At 70.6% G+C, this 18,253-nt stretch carries 15 protein-coding genes and 1 pseudogene; 6 read left to right on the top strand and 10 right to left on the bottom strand.

The window, feature by feature from the left end; translation table 11 throughout:
- Positions 1-242: 242 nt before the first annotated feature.
- From OG432_RS20030 to mscL, 6 genes are all read left to right on the top strand, one after another.
- Positions 243-1,820 (top strand): potassium/proton antiporter, encoded by a 1,578-nt coding sequence (locus OG432_RS20030; protein WP_328312330.1) that lies wholly within the window; start codon positions 243-245, stop codon positions 1,818-1,820.
- A gap of 284 nt (positions 1,821-2,104) precedes the next feature.
- Positions 2,105-3,376 carry an MFS transporter gene (locus OG432_RS20025; RefSeq protein ID WP_328312329.1) on the top strand — a complete coding sequence of 424 codons (1,272 nt, stop codon included), beginning with the start codon at positions 2,105-2,107 and terminating at the stop codon, positions 3,374-3,376.
- 68 nt (positions 3,377-3,444) lie between these two features.
- The gene (locus OG432_RS20020; RefSeq protein WP_328312328.1) at positions 3,445-3,777 is read left to right on the top strand and encodes an FmdB family zinc ribbon protein; all 333 of its coding nucleotides are present in this window, start codon (positions 3,445-3,447) and stop codon (positions 3,775-3,777) included.
- Between the two features lie 76 nt (positions 3,778-3,853).
- Positions 3,854-4,687 carry an S-methyl-5'-thioadenosine phosphorylase gene (locus OG432_RS20015; RefSeq protein WP_328312327.1) on the top strand — a complete coding sequence of 278 codons (834 nt, stop codon included), beginning with the start codon at positions 3,854-3,856 and terminating at the stop codon, positions 4,685-4,687.
- A gap of 544 nt (positions 4,688-5,231) precedes the next feature.
- Positions 5,232-5,720 (top strand): RcpC/CpaB family pilus assembly protein, encoded by a 489-nt coding sequence (locus OG432_RS20010; RefSeq protein ID WP_328312326.1) that lies wholly within the window; start codon positions 5,232-5,234, stop codon positions 5,718-5,720.
- 123 nt (positions 5,721-5,843) lie between these two features.
- Positions 5,844-6,374, top strand: coding sequence for a large conductance mechanosensitive channel protein MscL (mscL, locus tag OG432_RS20005; RefSeq protein ID WP_328312325.1), 531 nt, complete (start codon positions 5,844-5,846; stop codon positions 6,372-6,374).
- Between the two features lie 88 nt (positions 6,375-6,462).
- Here mscL and OG432_RS20000 read toward each other — a convergent pair whose 3' ends face one another.
- The 10 genes and pseudogenes from OG432_RS20000 to OG432_RS19955 form a co-directional block, all read right to left on the bottom strand.
- Positions 6,463-6,678 (bottom strand): hypothetical protein, encoded by a 216-nt coding sequence (locus OG432_RS20000; protein ID WP_328312324.1) that lies wholly within the window; start codon positions 6,676-6,678, stop codon positions 6,463-6,465.
- A gap of 54 nt (positions 6,679-6,732) precedes the next feature.
- A pseudogene (locus OG432_RS19995) lies at positions 6,733-7,083 on the bottom strand (hypothetical protein); the annotation flags it as partial.
- Positions 7,084-7,397: 314 nt separating this feature from the next.
- Positions 7,398-8,051: a Rieske (2Fe-2S) protein gene (locus tag OG432_RS19990; protein WP_328312323.1), complete on the bottom strand. Its 654-nt coding sequence runs from the start codon at positions 8,049-8,051 to the stop codon at positions 7,398-7,400.
- Positions 8,048-8,650, bottom strand: coding sequence for a 4Fe-4S dicluster domain-containing protein (locus tag OG432_RS19985; protein WP_328312322.1), 603 nt, complete (start codon positions 8,648-8,650; stop codon positions 8,048-8,050). The genes OG432_RS19990 and OG432_RS19985 overlap by 4 nt, the downstream gene beginning before the upstream one ends.
- A gap of 8 nt (positions 8,651-8,658) precedes the next feature.
- Positions 8,659-10,956 carry a molybdopterin oxidoreductase family protein gene (locus tag OG432_RS19980; protein ID WP_328312321.1) on the bottom strand — a complete coding sequence of 766 codons (2,298 nt, stop codon included), beginning with the start codon at positions 10,954-10,956 and terminating at the stop codon, positions 8,659-8,661.
- Entirely contained in the window at positions 10,953-12,074 is a 1,122-nt protein-coding gene (locus OG432_RS19975) for an MFS transporter (RefSeq protein ID WP_443058419.1), read from the bottom strand. Before OG432_RS19975 ends, OG432_RS19980 begins: the two co-directional genes overlap by 4 nt.
- A gap of 198 nt (positions 12,075-12,272) precedes the next feature.
- Entirely contained in the window at positions 12,273-13,103 is an 831-nt protein-coding gene (pflA, locus tag OG432_RS19970; protein WP_328312320.1) for a pyruvate formate-lyase-activating protein, read from the bottom strand.
- 1 nt (position 13,104) lies between these two features.
- Positions 13,105-15,375, bottom strand: a complete 2,271-nt coding sequence (pflB, locus tag OG432_RS19965; protein WP_328312319.1) for a formate C-acetyltransferase — start codon at positions 15,373-15,375, stop codon at positions 13,105-13,107.
- 373 nt (positions 15,376-15,748) lie between these two features.
- Entirely contained in the window at positions 15,749-17,182 is a 1,434-nt protein-coding gene (locus OG432_RS19960; protein ID WP_328312318.1) for an MFS transporter, read from the bottom strand.
- Positions 17,183-17,343: 161 nt separating this feature from the next.
- On the bottom strand, positions 17,344-18,090 hold the full coding sequence (locus tag OG432_RS19955; RefSeq protein ID WP_328312317.1) for a DUF1838 family protein: 747 nt from the start codon (positions 18,088-18,090) through the stop codon (positions 17,344-17,346).
- Positions 18,091-18,253 lie beyond the last annotated feature (163 nt).

The raw sequence follows: 18,253 nt of genomic DNA, 5'->3' as shown, positions 1-18,253 counted from the left end.
GAGTGCTGGGAGCAACCATAGGCGCAGCCGCTGACAGCCCCTGACGCGGTGTCTGCGTTCACATACAGGGACGCCGGACAGGCACGTGCGGAAGACCGCGCATAGGAGCCCGCACGTAAAGAAAGCGTCAAAGATTAGGTAAGGTAACGAAGTACCTTGGGACGGCGGAACGTTTCACCAGGTGCGTCCGAGGGAGCCCCCGGATGCGCACCCGGCGCTCCGGGATGCACGATTTTCATGGGGTGCCTGCGGCGCCTGAGGGGAAGGATCGGCCACTGACTGTCCACCAGCTCAACGAACTCCTGCTCATCTGCTCGCTCGTTCTGCTCATCGCCGTGGCGGCGGTGCGGATCTCTTCGCGCAGCGGGCTCCCCAGCCTGCTCCTGTATCTCGGCATAGGGATCGCGATCGGGCAGGACGGCATCTTCAACGTCAGGTTCGACGACGCCGAACTGACGCAGGTGATCGGCTATGCCGCACTGGTGGTGATCCTGGCCGAGGGCGGCCTGGGCACCAAGTGGAAGGAGATCAAACCGGCGTTGCCGGCGGCCGTGGTGCTGTCCCTCGTCGGCGTCGCGGTGAGCGTGGGCGTCACGGCGGCGGGCGCGCACTATCTGGTGGGCCTGGAGTGGCGACAGGCGCTGATCATCGGCGCCGTGGTGTCGTCCACGGACGCGGCGGCCGTCTTCTCCGTGCTGCGCAAGGTGCCGCTGCCCTCGCGCATCACCGGCGTCCTGGAGGCCGAGTCCGGCTTCAACGACGCCCCTGTCGTCATCCTGGTCGTCGCCTTCTCCACGCCGGGCCCGGTCGACTCCTGGTACCTCCTGGTCGGGAAAATAGCCCTGGAGCTGGCCATAGGCGCCTCGATCGGTCTCGCGGTGGGATGGCTCGGATCGTACGGACTGCGCCACGTGGCGCTGCCCGCCTCCGGCCTCTACCCGATCGCCGTGATGGCGATCGCGGTCAGCGCGTACGCGGCCGGTGCGATCGCGCACGGCTCCGGCTTCCTCGCGGTCTACCTCGCCTCCATGGTGCTCGGCAACGCCAAGCTCCCCCACTGGCCGGCCACCCGCGGTTTCGCCGACGGCCTCGGCTGGCTCGCCCAGATCGGCATGTTCGTCCTGCTCGGCCTGCTGGTCACCCCGCACAACCTGGCCGCCGACTTCTGGCCCGCCGTGATCATCGGCCTCGTCCTGACCATGGTGGCCCGGCCGCTCGAAGTCCTGCTCAGCCTGGTGCCCTTCCGGCTGCCCTGGCAGGAGAAGGCCCTGATGTCCTGGGCGGGCCTGCGCGGCGCGGTGCCCATCATCCTCGCCACCATCCCGATGGTCTCCGGGATCGAGGGCAGCGAGAAGATCTTCAACATCGTCTTCATCCTGGTCGTCGTCTACACCCTGATCCAGGGTCCGACGCTGCCGTGGCTGGCCCGCAAGCTCCAGCTCTCCGACGACGACGAGGCCGCCGACCTCGGCGTGGAATCCGCCCCTCTGGAGCGGCTGCGCGGCCATCTGCTGTCCGTGTCCATCCCGCCCAAGTCGCGGATGCACGGTGTGGAGGTGCACGAGCTGAGGCTGCCGCCCGGCGCCGCCGTCACCCTGGTCGTACGGGACGACGCCAGCTTCGTGCCGGGCCCCACGACCATGCTGCGCCACGGCGACGAGCTCCTGGTGGTCGCGACGGATCCGGTGCGCGACGCCGCCGAGTCCCGGCTGCGCGCGGTCGGCGAGGGCGGCAAGCTCGCCGGATGGCTCGGCACCGGCGGCCCGGACGAGGCCGCCGGGAAGGCGAAGCCCAGGCGAACGGGACGTCACGGCACGTAACGCCTCGTTAAGCCACGTGACGGCCGAATAAACACAGGCCGAAAGTTGGCACTCCGTGCGAATTCGTAGGCACGGAGTGCCAAACGTCTGTATCATGAAGGCACACCACTGATCGACCAACTCTGCCTGACGCAGAGCTGGCGCGACCGTATGGCGGTCGAGAGCTTCCCGCAGCAGCCCTCGGCATCTACCGCAGTTCCGCGCAAGAGGACAGCTCTCGGCAACGCCCGCACCCACGAAACGTGCACGGGGCGCGCTACCAGGCGGCAGAAAGGCAAGGGGCCGTGGCATCCACGGTCACTTCTGACGAGCGGCCCGGTTACGGCCAGCTCCTGCGCACACCCGGCGCACTGTCCTTCCTCCTGCCCGGCTTCGCTGCCCGGCAGCCCTTCGCGATGCTCACCATCGGCATCCTTCTGCTCGTCCAGCACACCACCGGCTCCTACGGCGGCGCCGGCGCCGTGGCCGCCTTCACCGGCGTGTCCATGGCCCTGTTCGCCCCGCAGAGCGGCAAGCTCGCGGACCGCTTCGGGCAGGGCGCCGTCCTGGTGCCCGGCGTGCTGATCCACGCGGCTTCGGTGTCCGTGCTCACCGCGCTGGCCCTGGCCGGCGCTCCGCTGTGGGCGCTGTTCATCGCGGCCGTCCCCACCGGCGCCTCGGTGCCGCAGGTCGGCCCCATGGTGCGGGCCCGATGGGCGAACAAGCTCGAAGGCTCGCCCCTGATGGCGACCGCCGCGGCCTTCGAGTCGGTGACCGACGAGTTCACCTTCGTCATCGGCCCCGTCCTCGCGACCGCCCTGTGCACCAGCGTCCACCCGGCGGCCGGACTGGTCGCGGAGGCGTCCCTGACCCTCATCGGCGGCCTCCTGTTCGCGGCCCGCCGCGCCACCCAGCCGCCGGTGCGCAGCGCCGCCGAGCACGAGCAGCTCGAGCACACCTCCGCGCTGTCCATCCCGGGCGTACGCGTCCTGGCGATGGCCTTCCTCGGCATCGGCGCGGTCTTCGGCGGTATGCAGGTCTCCCTGACCGCGTTCGCGGAAGAGATCGGCAACCCCGGCATCAACGGCATCCTCTACGGCATCTTCGCGGCCGGAAACATGCTGGCCGGCATCGCCTGCGGCGCCATCGCCTGGAAGTCCTCGCCCCGCGTCCGGCTGATCGCCGGCTACGCGGCGCTGACCCTGGCGGCCTCCGGACTGTGGGCGGCCCACTCCGCCCTGCTGCTCGGCGGCCTCGGGCTGATCGTCGGCCTGTGCATCGCCCCCGCCCTGATCACCGGCTACACGCTGGTCGAGACCCTGGTGCCGGCCACCTCCCGCACCGAGGCGTTCACCTGGCTGACCGGAGCGGTCGGTCTGGGCCAGGCCGCCGCCGTCACGGTCGCGGGCCGGCTGGCCGACGCCCACGGCTCGACCGCCGGATTCCTGGTGCCGATGGCGGGCACGGCGCTGGCCCTGGTCACGCTGCTCGCCCTGCGCTCGCGGCTCGCCCCGTCCGCTCCGACCCGTACCGTGGCGCGTGGCGTCGGTCACCGTGTTCCCGTCACGGTGGACTGATCCCGAGGAATACGTCACTATGGACCGTCGTTAGCACTCATCGAGTGAGAGTGCCAGGAGGAAGACAAGTGCCGACCTACCAGTACCAGTGCACCGAGTGCGGCGAGGGCCTCGAGGCGGTGCAGAAGTTCACCGATGACGCCCTGACCGTGTGCCCGAACTGCGACGGACGCCTGAAGAAGGTGTTCTCGGCGGTCGGCATCGTCTTCAAGGGCTCGGGCTTCTACCGCAACGACAGCCGCGGCGCGTCGTCGAGCAGCTCGCCCGCGTCGTCGTCCGCCTCGTCGGGGTCCTCCTCGTCGACGGCCAAGTCGTCGTCGGGCTCGGACTCCAAGCCGGCCGCGGCGTCGAGTTCCGGCTCGTCCTCGTCGTCCTCGTCGAGCGCGAGCCCGGCCGCCTGACCCCACCGCTGCGCACCGCCCCCGCCGTCCGACGGCGGGGGTTTTGGCGTACCGGACCACCGTTAGTGTGACCGGCATGACCAACGCAGAGATCGGCGTCATCGGCGGCTCGGGCTTCTACTCGTTCCTGGAGGACGTCACCGAGGTCCAGGTGGACACCCCCTACGGCTCGCCCAGCGACTCACTCTTCCTCGGCGAGATCGCCGGCCGCCGGGTGGCGTTCCTGCCCCGCCACGGCCGCGGCCACCATCTGCCGCCGCACCGCATCAACTACCGCGCCAACCTGTGGGCGCTGCGCTCCGTCGGCGTACGCCAGGTCCTCGGCCCGTGCGCGGTCGGCGGCCTGCGCCGCGAGTACGGTCCTGGCACCCTGCTCGTGCCGGACCAGCTGGTGGACCGCACGAAGGCCCGCACCCAGACCTTCTTCGACGGGCTGCCCCTGCCGGACGGCACCGTCCCCAACGTGGTGCACACGACCTTCGCCGACCCGTACTGCCCCGACGGCCGCAAGGCGGCCCTCACCGCCGCCGACGGGCGTGGCTGGCAGGCCGTGGACGGCGGCACCATGGTCGTCATCGAGGGCCCCCGCTTCTCCACCCGCGCCGAGTCGCAGTGGCATGCGGCGATGGGCTGGTCGGTAGTGGGCATGACCGGCCACCCCGAGGCCGTCCTCGCCCGCGAACTGGGCCTCTGCTACACCTCGATGACCCTGGTCACCGACCTGGACGCCGGCGCGGAGACCGGCGAGGGCGTCTCGCACACCGAGGTCCTGCGCGTGTTCGGCGAGAACGTGGCGCGCCTGCGCGAGGTGCTCTTCGACGCGGTCGCGGCCCTTCCCACGACCGAGAACCGCACCTGCCTGTGCACGCACGCGCACGACGGGTGGGACCTGGGCATCGAACTGCCGTGAGTAGCGAACTGCCGTGATTTCCGGGGGGGGGAGGCGGGTGCGGAGGGCTCCACCGAGCGGTGAGCGAATGATCTCCGCCGAGCCCCCGCGCGGGTACGTGAACTACCGGTCCGGGTGAGGGAGTTGTCCACAAGCGGGCGGCGGTCCACAGGCCCCGGCGAGATCTCGCGGGACGGGGGATCGTGAGGAGCGTCCGAGCAGCACAGGCACTCCACGATCGGCAGTGATCACGATGTCCGCAGACCGCACAGCCCCCGGGCCCGGAACACCCGCGTCCACACCGAGGCCCGCACCCGCACCCGGGCTCGCACCCGCGTCCACACCGAGGCCCGCACCCGCACCCGGGCTCGCACCCGCGTCCACACCGCAGCCCGCGACCGTACCCGGCCTCGCACCCGGGTCGACCCCTTGTGCCGCCTCGGCAGCCTCGTCCACCTGTGGCCCTCCCCCCACTCCTCCGCCCCCACCCCCCTCCTTCTCCTCCTTCTCCGCGCCCTACCGCCTCCCCTTCCTCCCTCCCGTACCCGCGCCCGAGCCCGGCGCGGTGCCGTTCTTCCCGCCGCTGCGGGTGCGTGGCGGGCGGCACGGGCTGCGCCGTGCGATGCGCAGGCGACGGCGTGCGGTGGCCGCGGGTCTCGCCGTCACGGCCGCGGCCCTCGCCGTCTCCAGCCCCCAGGCGGCCGAGCGCACCCACCCTGCGGCGGCCCCGGCGGCGGCCCCCGCACCACGTGGGCGCGGGCCGGCGCGGGAGGCCGCGACCGTGTCGGCCCCGGTACGGATCGCGGACGCGGAAACCGTACGGCTGTTGCGACCCGGCGACCGGGTCGATGTGATCGCGTCCGCCAACTCGCCCTCTCCGGGCTCGGACGCGGCACGCGTGGTGGCAACCGGCGTCAGGGTCAAGGGAGTTCCGAGGACGGGCGGTGCTTCGCCGGACGCGGGGGCACTCGTCGTCCTCGCCGTGCCCCGCGAGACGGCCCGGGTGCTGGCAGGTGCGGGGGTCACGTCCAAGCTGGCGGTGACGCTGTGCTGATTCGTACGGCCGAGCGGTCAAGTCACCAGTTCGCGTGCATGGATTGGACAGCGCCCGTCCGCGCTGGCCAAGGTGGCGCAGGAGTTTGCTCCGCCCCCTGCACTTGCGAAGAAAGGCCCATTGGTGACCGAGGACAAGACGAGCGTGCTGGCCGGCTTCAAGGCCTTCCTGATGCGCGGAAACGTGATCGACCTGGCTGTCGCCGTGGTGATCGGTGCCGCGTTCACCACCATCGTGAACTCCGTGGTGAAGGGAGTGATCAACCCGCTGGTCGGCGCGTTCGGCACGAAGGACCTGGACGGCTACACCTCCTGCCTGAAGGGCCCCTGCACCGCCGATGCGGGCATCCAGATCCTCTGGGGCGGGGTGCTCAGCGCGATCCTGAACTTCCTCATCACCGCTGCCGTCGTGTACTTCCTGATGGTGCTCCCGATGGCCAGGATCCTGGCCAAGAGGGCCCGGCACGACGCCGCGAAGGAAGGAGTGCGCGAGACGATGGAGGTCAGCGAGCTGGAGGTGCTGAAGGAGATCCGCGACGCCCTTGTCGCCCAGCGCGGCCCCGGCACGGGCTCCGCGCCCGGCTTCGGCACGGGCCCCGGCTCGGGCCCCGGCCAAGGTCCGGCCCAGGGATCCGGGCCGGGTGTGGAGTTCTAGCAGCGGCCCCTGCGAGCCGGATGGGGTGGGCCCATCCGGCTCGGACGAGGCCGGCCGACACGGACCGGAGGGCGCCGGCCCCGACGGCTCAGATGTGGTGGGGCGGCTTCTCGTCGAGGAACCGGGCCAGGTCGGCGGCGCTGTTCGCGGACGCCGGCCGCTCGCCCCACCCGCAGTCCGTGTCGTCCGACGACTGCTGGTCCAGCGGATCGTCGAACACGAGCCTCGGCTTCGGCTTCGGTTCGGACGGCTCCTCGGGCGCTGAATCCCGGTCACGCGGTCCGGGGGCGGGGGCGGTGCTCATGCCTCCAGGGTACGGCGGGCCGCGGCGCCGGCCGCCCCGTCGGGCAGCCCCCGCTCAACGGTCCTTGGGGTCGAGTGCCCACAGGCCGAGGACCACCAGGAACGACAGACACAGGAACCCCGCGCCCCACCAGGCGGTGCCGGTGTTGCCCCGCATCCACTCGTTGACCACCACCGTCAGCCCCCACAGCTGGCCGATGACCACGGTCATCGCCAGCACGAGCCGGGCCGTCAGCTTCGAGGATCGCTCCGGCTCCTGCTCGCTGCCCGCGCCCGGCCCCGGCCCGGTGTGCCGGGTCCGGGGGTCCCCGTAGCCGCTGGTCGGGCGGATCTGCGGATAGCGCTCGTGGACCGGCCGGTTGAGCCGGGGCTGGGCGGAGCCGGGGGTGTACGCGGGCCGCGGAGGACCCGCGAGGTCCTCGCCGGGTCCCGCGCGCCCCGCGGAACCGGAGTGCCCGCCAGGCCCGGCATTCCCGGAAGCGGAGTACCCGCCGGGCTCTGCCGGCCCGGAACCCGGGTGCCCACCCGGCCGCCCCGCCCGCCCGGGGCCGGTGTGGCCGCCGGGCCCCGGCAGGCCGTCGGGGCCCGGTGCACCGCCGAAGCCGCCGTGCCCGTGCGGGTCGGGCGGATCGCCGGGGGCGGGCCGGTGACGGCCGGGCAGGTCGTCGGGCCCGGAGTGCGCATGGTCCTCGGGCCCGGGGCGGGCCTCGTCGTCGGGGCTCATGTCCGCTCGCTCCTCTCGGCCGCCCCGGCGCCGGCGGCGGGGCAGCCCATGCGGCCGGCCAGATCGGGACGCGTGCCGGCGAACTCGCGGCACATGGCGTCCTTGGTGCTCTCACCGGAGCGGGCCGTGGCCACCGCCCAGACACTGCCGTCGGCCTCCTCCACGAGGGCCACCTTGGGCAGCGGACGCGGCGGCGGCCCCGCGGTGACCTCTCCGGTGCGGGCGTCGAAGACCCCTTCGTGGCACGGGCAGTACAGCTCGCCGTCGGCGCCCCGGTCCTCGCGCCACAGCACCCCGCAGGCCAGGTGCGTGCAGACCGCGGAGTAGCCGACGAGGGTGCCGTCCTTGAGGCGGACGGCAACAGCGCGGTCGTCCTCGCCGGGGAAGCGGAAGGCGACGGACTCGCCGGGGGCGAGCACGGGGGCCACGCGCTTGGCGTCGGGCGGGCCGTCGCCGTCTCCGTGCCGGTGCAGCACTCCCCCGGCCACGGCGAGGCCGCCCACCGCGAGGCCGCCGGAGACGGTGGCCACGATGCGGAGGTAATCACGACGGGTGGTGAGGGAATCGGCGGCGATGCGGTCGCGGAGGGCGGCCTGGGCGGGGTCCGCGGCGGGGTCGGGCGCGGCCGGCGACTGGTCGGTGACGCTCATCGGCTGACGTCCTTCCCGTTGACCTCGACGATCGGGAGGCCGCCGGGCACCGGCCACTGGACCTTGTCGGCGGGCACGACCATGGCTACGCCGGTGGAGACGACGACATCGCCGAACGTGAAGGAGTCGGCCACCTGGACCCCGGGGCGCTCGGCGCGCAGCTCCTCGACGGTCCCGTAGAACAGCGCGCCGGTGGGGCAGACCGTGGCACACATGGGGGCGAGGCCGTAGGCGGTGCGGTCGTAGCAGAGGTTGCACTTCATCTGCAGCTTCGCCTGGAGGTCGATCTTCGGCACGCCGAAGGGGCAGGCGTTGACGCAGTTGGCGCAGCCGATGCAGCGGGTGGTGTCGGCCTGCTGCACCACACCGTCCGCGGTCACCAGGATCGCGTCGGCGGGACACACCTCGGCGCACGGCGCGACCGGGTCCTCGCAGTGCATGCAGACGGTCGGGAGGGAGGCGACGGAATGACCCTCGTCGGGATAGTCGAGATGGATCATGGACTTGCCGCGGTGCGAATCGCACTCGCGGCAGGCGGACACACAGGCCTGGCAGCCGATGCAGCGCCCCGGGTCGATGAAGATCGTTCTGCCCATCATGGCGGGCGTCAGCTCCTCTCCGCGGTGCCACGGCCCTGCGGGGACGTGGGGGGCAGGGGGTCGGTGCGCGAGACCTGGGTCGCCGGATACGCCGTGTGGCCCGGCGCGGTCGGCGGCGCCGGCACCTCGTCGATCCGGTCGGCGGCCTCGATGCGGCAGGCGCACACCTTGTACTCGGGGATCTTCGAACGGGGGTCGAGGGCGTCGATGGTGAGCGCGTTGGCGGCCGTGGGGACGGGCCAGTGGTACGGGATGAACACGGTGTCGGGGCGGATGGCCTCGGTGACCAGGGCGGGGAAGACCTCACTGCCGCGCCGGGTCACCACCCGCACCGGGTCGCCGTTGCGGAAGCCGTGCGAGGGGTGGACCTCCACCCAGGGCCGCGGCGTCTGCTCGACGAGCGCGCCGAGCCGGCGGGTCTGGTTACCGGACAGGAAGTGGGCCACGGTACGGCCCGTGGTGAGCGACATCGGATGGTCCTCGTCGTACGGGTCCATCGGCGGGTGCCACTCGACGACCTGCATATGGACCTTGCCGTCCGGGTGCGCGGTCTTGCCGCCCTCGAACAGGCGGGGCGTGCCGGGATGGTCGGTGGAGGGGCAGGGCCAGGCGATACCGCCGGTCTCCTCCAGACGCTCGTAGGTGATGCCGTAGTAGTCGTTGACGGTTCCGGCCGACGCGATGCGCAGCTCCTCGAACACCTCGCGCGAGCCCGGATAGCTGAACTTGTCGCCCACGCCCAGGCGCTCGGCGAGCCGGCACATCACCCAGGTGTCGGTGCGCACCCCGGCGGGTGGTTCCTGCGCCTTGTTGTGCTTGACCACCCGCGCCTCGGCGTTGGCCATCACGCCCTCGTCCTCGGCCCAGGTGGTCACGGGGAAGACGACGTGCGCGTTGGCCGCGGTCTCGGAAAGGAAGAAGTCGAATTGGGCATGGAACTCAAGGGTGTCGTAACCGTCCTTGACCGTCGCGTAGTTGGGCAGGGACACGAACGGGTTGTTGCAGATGCCGATCAGACCGCGGATCTCCTGGCGCTGCATCTGCCAGACCATTTCCATCATCGAGGTTCCGGCGGGCGGGAGTTCGGTCTCCTCGATGCCCCAGATCTCACAGATCTGGCGCCGGTGCTCCGGGTTGGAGATGGAGCGTCCGCCGGGCAGCAGGTCGGACTTCTGCCCGTGCTCGCGTCCGCCCTGTCCGTTGCCCTGGCCGGTGATGGTGCCGTAACCGGCGCCGGGCTTGCCGAGGTTGCCGGTGGCCGTGCACAGATTGATGACGGTCAGGCAGTTCTCGACGCCCTGCGAATGGTGCTCGATCCCGCGCGCGTGCCAGGCCATGGCCCGGTCGGCGCCGGCGAAGGCACGGGCGACCTGGACGACCTGGGAGGCCGGGATCCCGCAGATGTCACCGGCCCACTCGGGCGTGCAGTCCGCGACGGCGGCGCGCACCTCGTCCCAGCCGGTGGTGTGCTCGGCGAGGAACTCCTTGTCGACGAGGTTCTCCTGGATGACGACGTTCAGTACGGCGTTGAAGAAGGCGGCGTCCGTGCCGGGCTTGAGGGCGACGTGGATGTCGGCGGTTCGCGCGATGGCCGTCTCGCGCGGGTCGATCACGATCAGCGAGGCGCCGCGGTCCCGGGCGCCCCACAGGTACTGGGTCATCACGGGGAAGCACTCCCCCACGTTGGACCCGGCGATCAGGAGGCAGTCGGTGAGCAGGATGTCGGAGAACGGGTTGCCCGCGCGGTCGATGCCGAAGGCGAGCTTGTTGGCGCCGGCCGCGGAGACCATGCAGAGCCGGCCGTTGTAGTCGACGTGTCGCGTCTTGAGCGCGACCCGGCCGAACTTGCCGACCAGGTACGTCTTCTCCGAGAACAGGCTCGCCCCGCCGAGCAGCCCGAACGCGTCGTTGCCGTGGGCGCCCTGGATGCGGTGGATCTCGGCGACGGTGAAGTCGAGTGCCTCGTCCCAGGACACCTCGCGGAAGGGCTCGTCGCGGGAGCGGCGCATCAGCGGCGCGGTCAGCCGGTCAGGGTGGTTGACCTGCTGGTAGGCGTTGATGCCCTTGGGGCACAGGCGCATCCGGTTGATGTCGTGGTTGCGCGGCTCGACCCCGAACACCTTGCCCGCGCGGTCGACGCGCAGATACATGCCGCACTGCACCCCGCAGAAGCAGCAGTGGGTGGGCACGAGGGTCTCGCCGTTCTGGTCGGCGTGCCACTGGTCGGCCGGGATGCCGCCGGCGTCCCGGAAGTTGCGGGTGCCGGGCGGGGCGATCGAAGGGTCCAGCGGAATGGGGCTGCTCACTTGAAGCCCTTCTTGACGTGGCTGAGGTAGGCGGTGCCGCGCAGGACCCGCTTGCAGCGCGGGCAGTATTCGGCCCAGGCGTCGAAGTCGAGCTTCAAGTCGCGCATGGTGCCGCGCAGGTTCTCGACGTACGGGGCGGTGTCGACGGGCTCGCCGCAGCGCTTGCACGGGAAGACCTGTTCGTCCTGGCGGGAGGTGTACTTGAAGAGCTGCATGCCGACCGCGGCCGGCCGCTGCACGATGTGGAAGAACTTCCCGAACGGGATGTAGATGAGCGTGAACACCACCGCGACCATGTGCAGGACCGCGAGGAACTCGTATCCGCCGCCGTGCAGGAAGATCGACGAGAAGGTCAGGAGGAGCCCCGTCACGGAGATGACGATCAGTGCGATCAGCGGGACCAGGTCATAGCCGAAGCGCTGTCCCGTGATGGCGCCGCGGTCCTTCATCCGGCGCCACAGGAAGTACGAGGCGCCGGGGATGACCAGGACGGCGGCGATGTCCAGGCCGTGGAACATCAGCCAGCCGGCGACACTCAGCGAATCGAACCCGAGGACCTTGAACCCCCAGATCCGCATCTCGTAGCCGGGCCCGGCACCGGAGTCACCGGTGAAGGTGAACCACCCCCAGGTCAGCGGGAACGTGATCGCGGCAGCCAGGATGCAGCCCCAGAAGATCAGCTGGTGGGCGGCCCAGCGGGCGTGCGAGCGGGCGCCGAGGAACTTCTGGAACCCCAGATAGGTGGCGATCATCTTCGGCAGGGCTGTGGGTGCCTTGCGGAAGTTGGCGGCCGAGAACAGGCTGCGCCAGCCCTGCTTGAAGAGGCGGCGCGCGCCTGGAGAGGAGATCCACACGGTGTAGCGGTAGGCCACACCGAAGGCCAGGAACACGGTGGCGACCGCGTACGGAAGGAGTGCGGAGTCGAAGTCCTTGAGCAGCCGGCTGCCGAACACGATGGCCAGGATGAGCAGCACGGAGACGACCGTGCCGGCCAGGGTCGCGCGCGACGTCACGGAACCTCGGGCGGGCGCGTGCGCCGGGGCGGGCCCCGGCGGAGACACGACGTCCGGCGAGGACGCGTCCGGCGCTGCTGCGGGGGGTGCGGGTGGCTCGGTCACGCCTTCACGTTAGGGATGTTCCGGTCTGAACCACTCGTTTTAGGGATCAACAGGGTGAGTCGCCCGCGGAACGCGGACCCACCATCGACCGGAACCCCGGTGGACGTCCCACCGGGGCCGGGAGCGGCGTGGCCAGACCGCCCCGCCAGACCGCCCCCGCCAGGGCGCGTCGCCCGACCGCCTCGTCAGGGCGCCTCGTCAGACCGCGTACAGCCCGTACGACGTGAAGACCGCGCGTGCCGCCGCCACCGCGTCCGGCGTCGGCGACGGTGTGGTGTGGAGGGTGAAGTTCATTTCGCGGGCCTGCCACTTGCTCTCGCCCAGTTTGTGGAAGGGGAGGACGTCCACGCGGGAGACGTTGCCGAGGGAGGCGGCGTACGAGGCGATGCCTTCGATGTTGGCGGGGTCGTCGGTCAGGTCCGGCACCAGGACGAAGCGGATGTGGACCTCCTTGCCCAGGTCCGCGAGCCGGTGGGCGAAGTCCAGGGTCGGCCGCAGCGGGCGGCCCGTGACCTTCTTGTACGTGTCGCGGTCCCACGACTTGATGTCGAGCAGCACCAGGTCGACATCGCGCAACAGGGCGTCGGTGGCGCGGGCGCCGAGGAAGCCGGAGGTGTCGAGGGCGGTGTGCAGACCGAGGTCGTGCTTGTAGCGGTGGAGCAGCTCTCCGGCGAAGACGGGCTGGAGCAGCGGTTCGCCGCCGCTGACGGTGGCGCCACCGCCCGCCGCCCGAATGAACGTCGTGTACTTGGCGGCCTCGGCGACCACGTCGTCGGCGGTGGTGCGCCTGCCGTCGCGCATCCGCCAGGTGTCGGGGTTGTGGCAGTACAGGCAGGTCAGCGGGCAGCCCGAGAGGAAGGTGACGAAGCGGGTGCCGGGCCCGTCGACACCGGTCGACAGGTCCCAGGAGTGCACCGAGCCGACGATCGGCCGACGAGTGGCCGCCCCGGCCGGCGTACTGGCGCCCTCGCCCCCGTCGGCACGGGCCGGCCGGCCGACGGGGATTTCGGGGCCGAGCAGGACGGCCATGTCACAGCCCCTCGTGGAACGTCCGGTTGATCACGTCCAGCTGCTGCTCGCGGCTGAGGCGGACGAAGTTCACCGCGTAGCCCGAGACCCGGATGGTCAGCTGGGGGTAGTGCTCCGGGTGCCGCATGGCGTCCTCGAGGGTGGCCTTGTCCAGGACGTTGACGTTCATGTGGAACCCGTCGTTCGCCATGAAGCCGTCGAGCACGCCGGACAGGTTGTCGATCCGCTCCTGGGGCGTGCGGCCGAGCGCGTCGGGGGTGATGGTGTTGGTGAGCGAGATGCCGTCCTCGGCGTCGTCGTAGGGCAGCTTGGCGACGGACAGGGCGGAGGCGATGTAGCCGTGCTCGTCGCGGCCGTTCATCGGGTTGGCGCCCGGGGCGAACGGCATGCCGGCGCGGCGGCCGTCGGGGGTGTTGCCGGTCTTCTGGCCGTAGACGACGTTGGAGGTGATGGTCAGCACGGACTGGGTGTGGACGGCGCCCCGGTAGGTGGGGTGCTTGCGCACCTTCTCCATGAAGTCGTGCACGATCCGGGTGGCGATCTCGTCGGCACGGTCGTCGTTGTTGCCGTAGGCCGGGTAGTCGCCCTCGATCGTGTAGTCGACGGCGAGGCCGGTCTCGTCGCGTACGACCTTGACCTTGGCGTGCTTGATGGCGGACAGCGAGTCGGCGGCGACCGAGAGGCCCGCGACGCCGAAGGCCATGGTGCGCAGGATGTCCTGGTCGTGGAGGGCCATCTCGATGCGCTCGTAGGCGTACTTGTCGTGCATGTAGTGGATGACGTTGAGGGCGTGGACGTACGTCTTGGCCAGCCAGTCCAGCATCGCGTCGTACTGCCGGGCGACGCTCTCGTAGTCGAGGTACTCGCCCTCGATGGGCGTGAAGCCCTCGACGACGAGCTTGCCGCTCTTCTCGTCGCGGCCGCCGTTGATCGCGTACAGCAGGGCCTTGGCGAGGTTGACGCGGGCTCCGAAGAACTGCATCTGCTTGCCGACCGCCATGGCCGAGACACAGCAGGCGATCGCCGTGTCGTCGCCGTACTTGGGGCGCATCAGGGCGTCCGACTCGAACTGGATGGCCGAGGTGTCGATGGCGACCCGGGAGGCGAAGTCCCGGAATCCTGCGGGCAGTTCGCGGTCCCAGAAGACGGTGAGGTTCGGCTCCGGCGCCGGCCCGAGGTTGTAGAGGGTCTGGAGGGCGCGGAAGGTGGTGCGCGAGACGAGGGGGCGGCCGTCCTCGCCGATGCCGGCCATGGACCAGGTGACCCACGTCGGGTCGCCGGAGTACAGCGTGTTGTATTCGGGGGTGCGCAGGAAGCGCACGATGCGCAGCTTGATGACGAAGTCGTCGATGAACTCCTGCGCCTGCTCCTCGGTGATGAGGCCGGCCCCGAGGTCGCGCTGGAGGTAGATGTCGAGGAAGTTGTCGATGCGGCCGATCGACATCGCGGCGCCGTTCTGCTCCTTCACGGCGGCGAGGTAGGCGAAGTACAGCCACTGGACGGCTTCGCGGCCGGTGGTGGCGGGGCCGGAGATGTCGTAGCCGTACGACAGCGCCATGGCCTTGAGTTCGTTCAGCGCCTTGATCTGCTCGGAGACTTCCTCACGGTCGCGGATGACCGTCTCGGTGGCCCAGTCCTCGCCGAGGCGGGCCCTGTCGGCCTCCTTGGCGGCGATGAGCCGGTCGACGCCGTAGAGGGCGACGCGGCGGTAGTCCCCGATGATGCGGCCGCGCCCGTAGGCGTCGGGGAGGCCGGTGATGATGCCGGAGGAGCGGCAGGCCCGGATCTCGGGGGTGTACGCGTCGAAGACGCCCTCGTTGTGGGTCTTACGGAGGTGGGTGTAGACGTCGCGGACGCCGGGGTCGGCCTCGTAGCCGTAGGCGTTGAGGGCGTTCTCGACCATGCGCCAGCCACCGTTGGGCATGATGGAGCGCTTGAGCGGTGCGTCGGTCTGGAGGCCGACGATGAGGTCGCTGTGGTCGGCGGGGGTGCCGTCGATGTAGCCGGGCTTGAAGGCGTCGATGCGGGACGGGGTCGTCACGTCCACGTCGTGGATGCCCTGCTCGATCTCCTGGGGGAACATCGACAGGAGCTTGTTCCACAGGGCGGCGGTGCGCGGGGTGGGACCCGCGAGGAAGCCTGCGTCGCCCTCGTAGGGGGTGTAGTTGCGCTGGACGAAGTCGCGGACGTCGATGGCGTCGCGCCACAGTCCGCCCTTGAAGCCGTCCCAGGCTTCGCGGTTCTTCGTCGCCTCTGCGGGGGTCGCGGTCATGGCGGGCACCCTTCCGAATCGCCGTTGCGTGGTACTTCGCGTGCCGTTGAGCGGCGCTCTCGCGGTGGCTCTCCGGCTGCCTCCATTGCACTCCTTTTGATCGATCAATTGCGGCGGCAGAGGTCACCAGATACGGGCCGAAGGCCCCGTCATTTCCGGCCCCCTTTTCTTGACAACCAATCTGACCTGCACATTCGCGAAGGACTTTGGTCCCTAGTTCGCTTGTGAATACATTCACGAGAATTTCGGTCCAGACAGGCGGCCCCGACCAGCGACAGGGCCCGCGCACCCCGAGCCCGACCAGCGACAGGGCCCGCGCACCCCGTGCGCGGGCCCTGTCCGGAGCGGTCACCCCTCCCGGGGATGCCGTGGCCTAGCTGGGCGCCTCCGCGCCCTTGCGGGCGTAGAACCACCAGGCGACGACGATGCAGCTGGCGTAGAAGCCCACGAAGCCCCACATCGCACTGGTCACCGCGAAGTTGGCGAACATCGCCGGGATGAAGAAGAAGCCGTACGCGGCGATCGCGGAGGTGAAGCCGGTGACGGCGCCCGCCTCCATCTCGGCCTGCTTCAGCGCCTTGGCGTACTCGGGGGTGCCCTCGGTCAGGCCCTTCAGGTGCTGGTTGCGGAAGATCACCGGGATCTGCCGGAAGGTCGAGCCGTTGCCGACGCCGGAGAAGAAGAACGCGGCGAGGAAGCAGCCGAAGAAGCCGTAGAAGTTGCCCGAACCACCGCCGGTGGGAAGGAAGTTGATGACACCGATGATCGCGAGCGCCATGCCGACGAACGAGATGATGGTGACTTTCGCGCCGCCGAGCTTGTCGGCGATCCAGCCGCCGGCCCACCGGGCCAGCGCGCCGAGCGCCGGGCCCATCCAGGCGTAGGTGGCGACGGAGTACGCCGGGAAGGTCGTCTTGATCAGCAGCGGCAGGGCGGCGGCGAAGCCGATGAAGGAGCCGAAGGTGCCGACGTACAGCCAGGTCATCAGCCAGTTGTGCTTGCGCTGGAAGATGACCTTCTGGCGGCTGAAGGGGGTGGAGGCGACCTTCAGGTCGTTCTGGCCGAACCAGGCGATCAGGGCGAGCACGATGAGGACCGGGACCCACAGGAACGCGGCGTTCTGCAGGTAGACCGGGGTGCCGTCCTTCTTGTGCTGGGCCGAACCGATGGCAATCGTCGAAAAGGTGATGACGATGGGTGTCAGCAGCTGGACGACGGAGACGCCGAGGTTGCCGAGGCCGCCGTTGATGCCGGTGGCGTTGCCCTTCTCCTTCTTCGGGAAGAAGAAGCCGATGTTGGCGAGCGATGAGGCGAAGTTGGCGCCGCCGATGCCGCACAGCGCGGCGATGATCACCATGACGCCGTACGGGGTCGAGGTGTTCTGGATGGCGATGCCGAGCCAGATCAGCGGCACGATGAGGATCACCGTCGACAGCGCGGTAAAGCGGCGCTGGCCGATCATCGGGCCGAGGAAGGTGTAGAGGATGCGGGCGGTGCCGCCGGTGAGGCCGGGGATGGCGGTGAGCCAGAACAGCTGCGAGGTGGAGAAGGTGAAGCCGACGTCCTTGAGGTTGGTCGCGGTGACGGACCAGACCTGCCAGACCACGAAGGCGACGAGGAGGGCGGGAACGGCGATCCACAGGTTCCGGGTGGCAACCTTCCGGCCGACCGTGCGCCAGAAGACCTCGTTCTCCGGCTCCCACTCGGTGATGGTGCGGCCGGGACGGTAGTTCTCCGGATCGTAGGAGACGTCGGCGGCGACGGGGCCGGTGTCGGGCCGGGCGGACGGCTGGAGTGCGGAACTCATGGTGCTTCCCAGGGGGTTGAGACGAGTCCTGACATATCCAGGTTGCGTCTCGCACGTCCCCGGGGTGAGAGGCGAACGCCACCAGCGCGGGCGGCCCTAGGACCTGCCGCGGCCTGCCGTACGACCCCACCGGCCCCACCCGGCCCGAGCCGCCCCCGCGTCTACTCCGGGGGGTTGAGCTTGCGGAAGTAGGTCCAGCTGGTCTCGTTCGGTTCGCCCCACTTCTCCGGGGCGTGTGCGTACTCGGGGTGGTGATCGGCGATGTACGACCGGGTGCGCTCGGGCACCTCGTCGTACGAGCCGAGCTTGCGGCCCCGGCAGTGGTAGGTGAGGCCGCCGGGGCGCTGGCCGCGCGCCATCCAGGGCAGCCACGGCGACATCCGGGTCCAGGACATGGTGGCCGGAACGCTGGGCGCATCGCCCGCGAGGTCGGCGCGGTCGGCAAAGAACTGGAACAGCTCCAGGGCCTTGTAGGTGTCGCCGGCCGAGTGGAGGGGGTACTGGGCGACGGGCAGCGGCGAGGGGTAGGCGAGCGGGATCTCCAGGCTGAAGCAGACCTGCCCGCCGAGCTCGGTCGTGGGCACGGGGAAGGGGCGCCAGCGCTGGTTGGCCGGGTCGTTCCAGATGTGCAGGACGGGCAGGTCCTGCCAGGTCTCCAGGATCTCGCGAGTACCGGGGTCGAGATAGAAGGCGGCCTCGCGGGTGAGCAGCTGATACGCGTCCGGGCCGGCCTCCTCGTCCTGCACGAGGCGGGCGACGTTGACCCCCTCGAACCCGAAGAGCCGCTGGTAGGGCTCGTCGGGCGCCCAGGAGTACACGTCGCCGGACCACCAGTAGGCCACCTCCTCGCCGTCGAGGGAGGCGCGGGTGCGAGCGAGGTCGCGGAGCGTTTGCGCGGGTGCGGTCATGCCCCCACTCTGCGCTCCCCCTGCCCGCCGGGGGAACCTCCCCCGAGGGCGGGGGAACCTCCCCCGAGGGCGGGGGAACCTCCCCCGAGGGCGGGGGAACCTCCCCCGTGGGCGAGGGAACCCCGCGCCCCTCACAAGCTCGCGCGGTTCCCGCACCCCGCGG

It is taken from the genome of Streptomyces sp. NBC_00442 (assembly GCF_036014195.1).
GTDB lineage: Bacteria > Actinomycetota > Actinomycetes > Streptomycetales > Streptomycetaceae > Streptomyces.
Note: the sequence above shows the minus strand (reverse complement) of the source record. Positions and strands in the feature narration are given on the sequence as shown.

Coding starts and splice junctions, on each gene's coding strand:
- OG432_RS20015 (WP_328312327.1), top strand. CDS start 3,854: ATGACCAACGCAGAGATCGGCGTCATCGGCGGCTCGGGCTTCTACTCG.
- OG432_RS20000 (WP_328312324.1), bottom strand. CDS start 6,678: ATGAGCACCGCCCCCGCCCCCGGACCGCGTGACCGGGATTCAGCGCCC.
- OG432_RS19990 (WP_328312323.1), bottom strand. CDS start 8,051: ATGAGCGTCACCGACCAGTCGCCGGCCGCGCCCGACCCCGCCGCGGAC.
- OG432_RS19985 (WP_328312322.1), bottom strand. CDS start 8,650: ATGATGGGCAGAACGATCTTCATCGACCCGGGGCGCTGCATCGGCTGC.
- pflA (WP_328312320.1), bottom strand. CDS start 13,103: ATGGCCGTCCTGCTCGGCCCCGAAATCCCCGTCGGCCGGCCGGCCCGT.
- pflB (WP_328312319.1), bottom strand. CDS start 15,375: ATGACCGCGACCCCCGCAGAGGCGACGAAGAACCGCGAAGCCTGGGAC.
- OG432_RS19960 (WP_328312318.1), bottom strand. CDS start 17,182: ATGAGTTCCGCACTCCAGCCGTCCGCCCGGCCCGACACCGGCCCCGTC.
- OG432_RS19955 (WP_328312317.1), bottom strand. CDS start 18,090: ATGACCGCACCCGCGCAAACGCTCCGCGACCTCGCTCGCACCCGCGCC.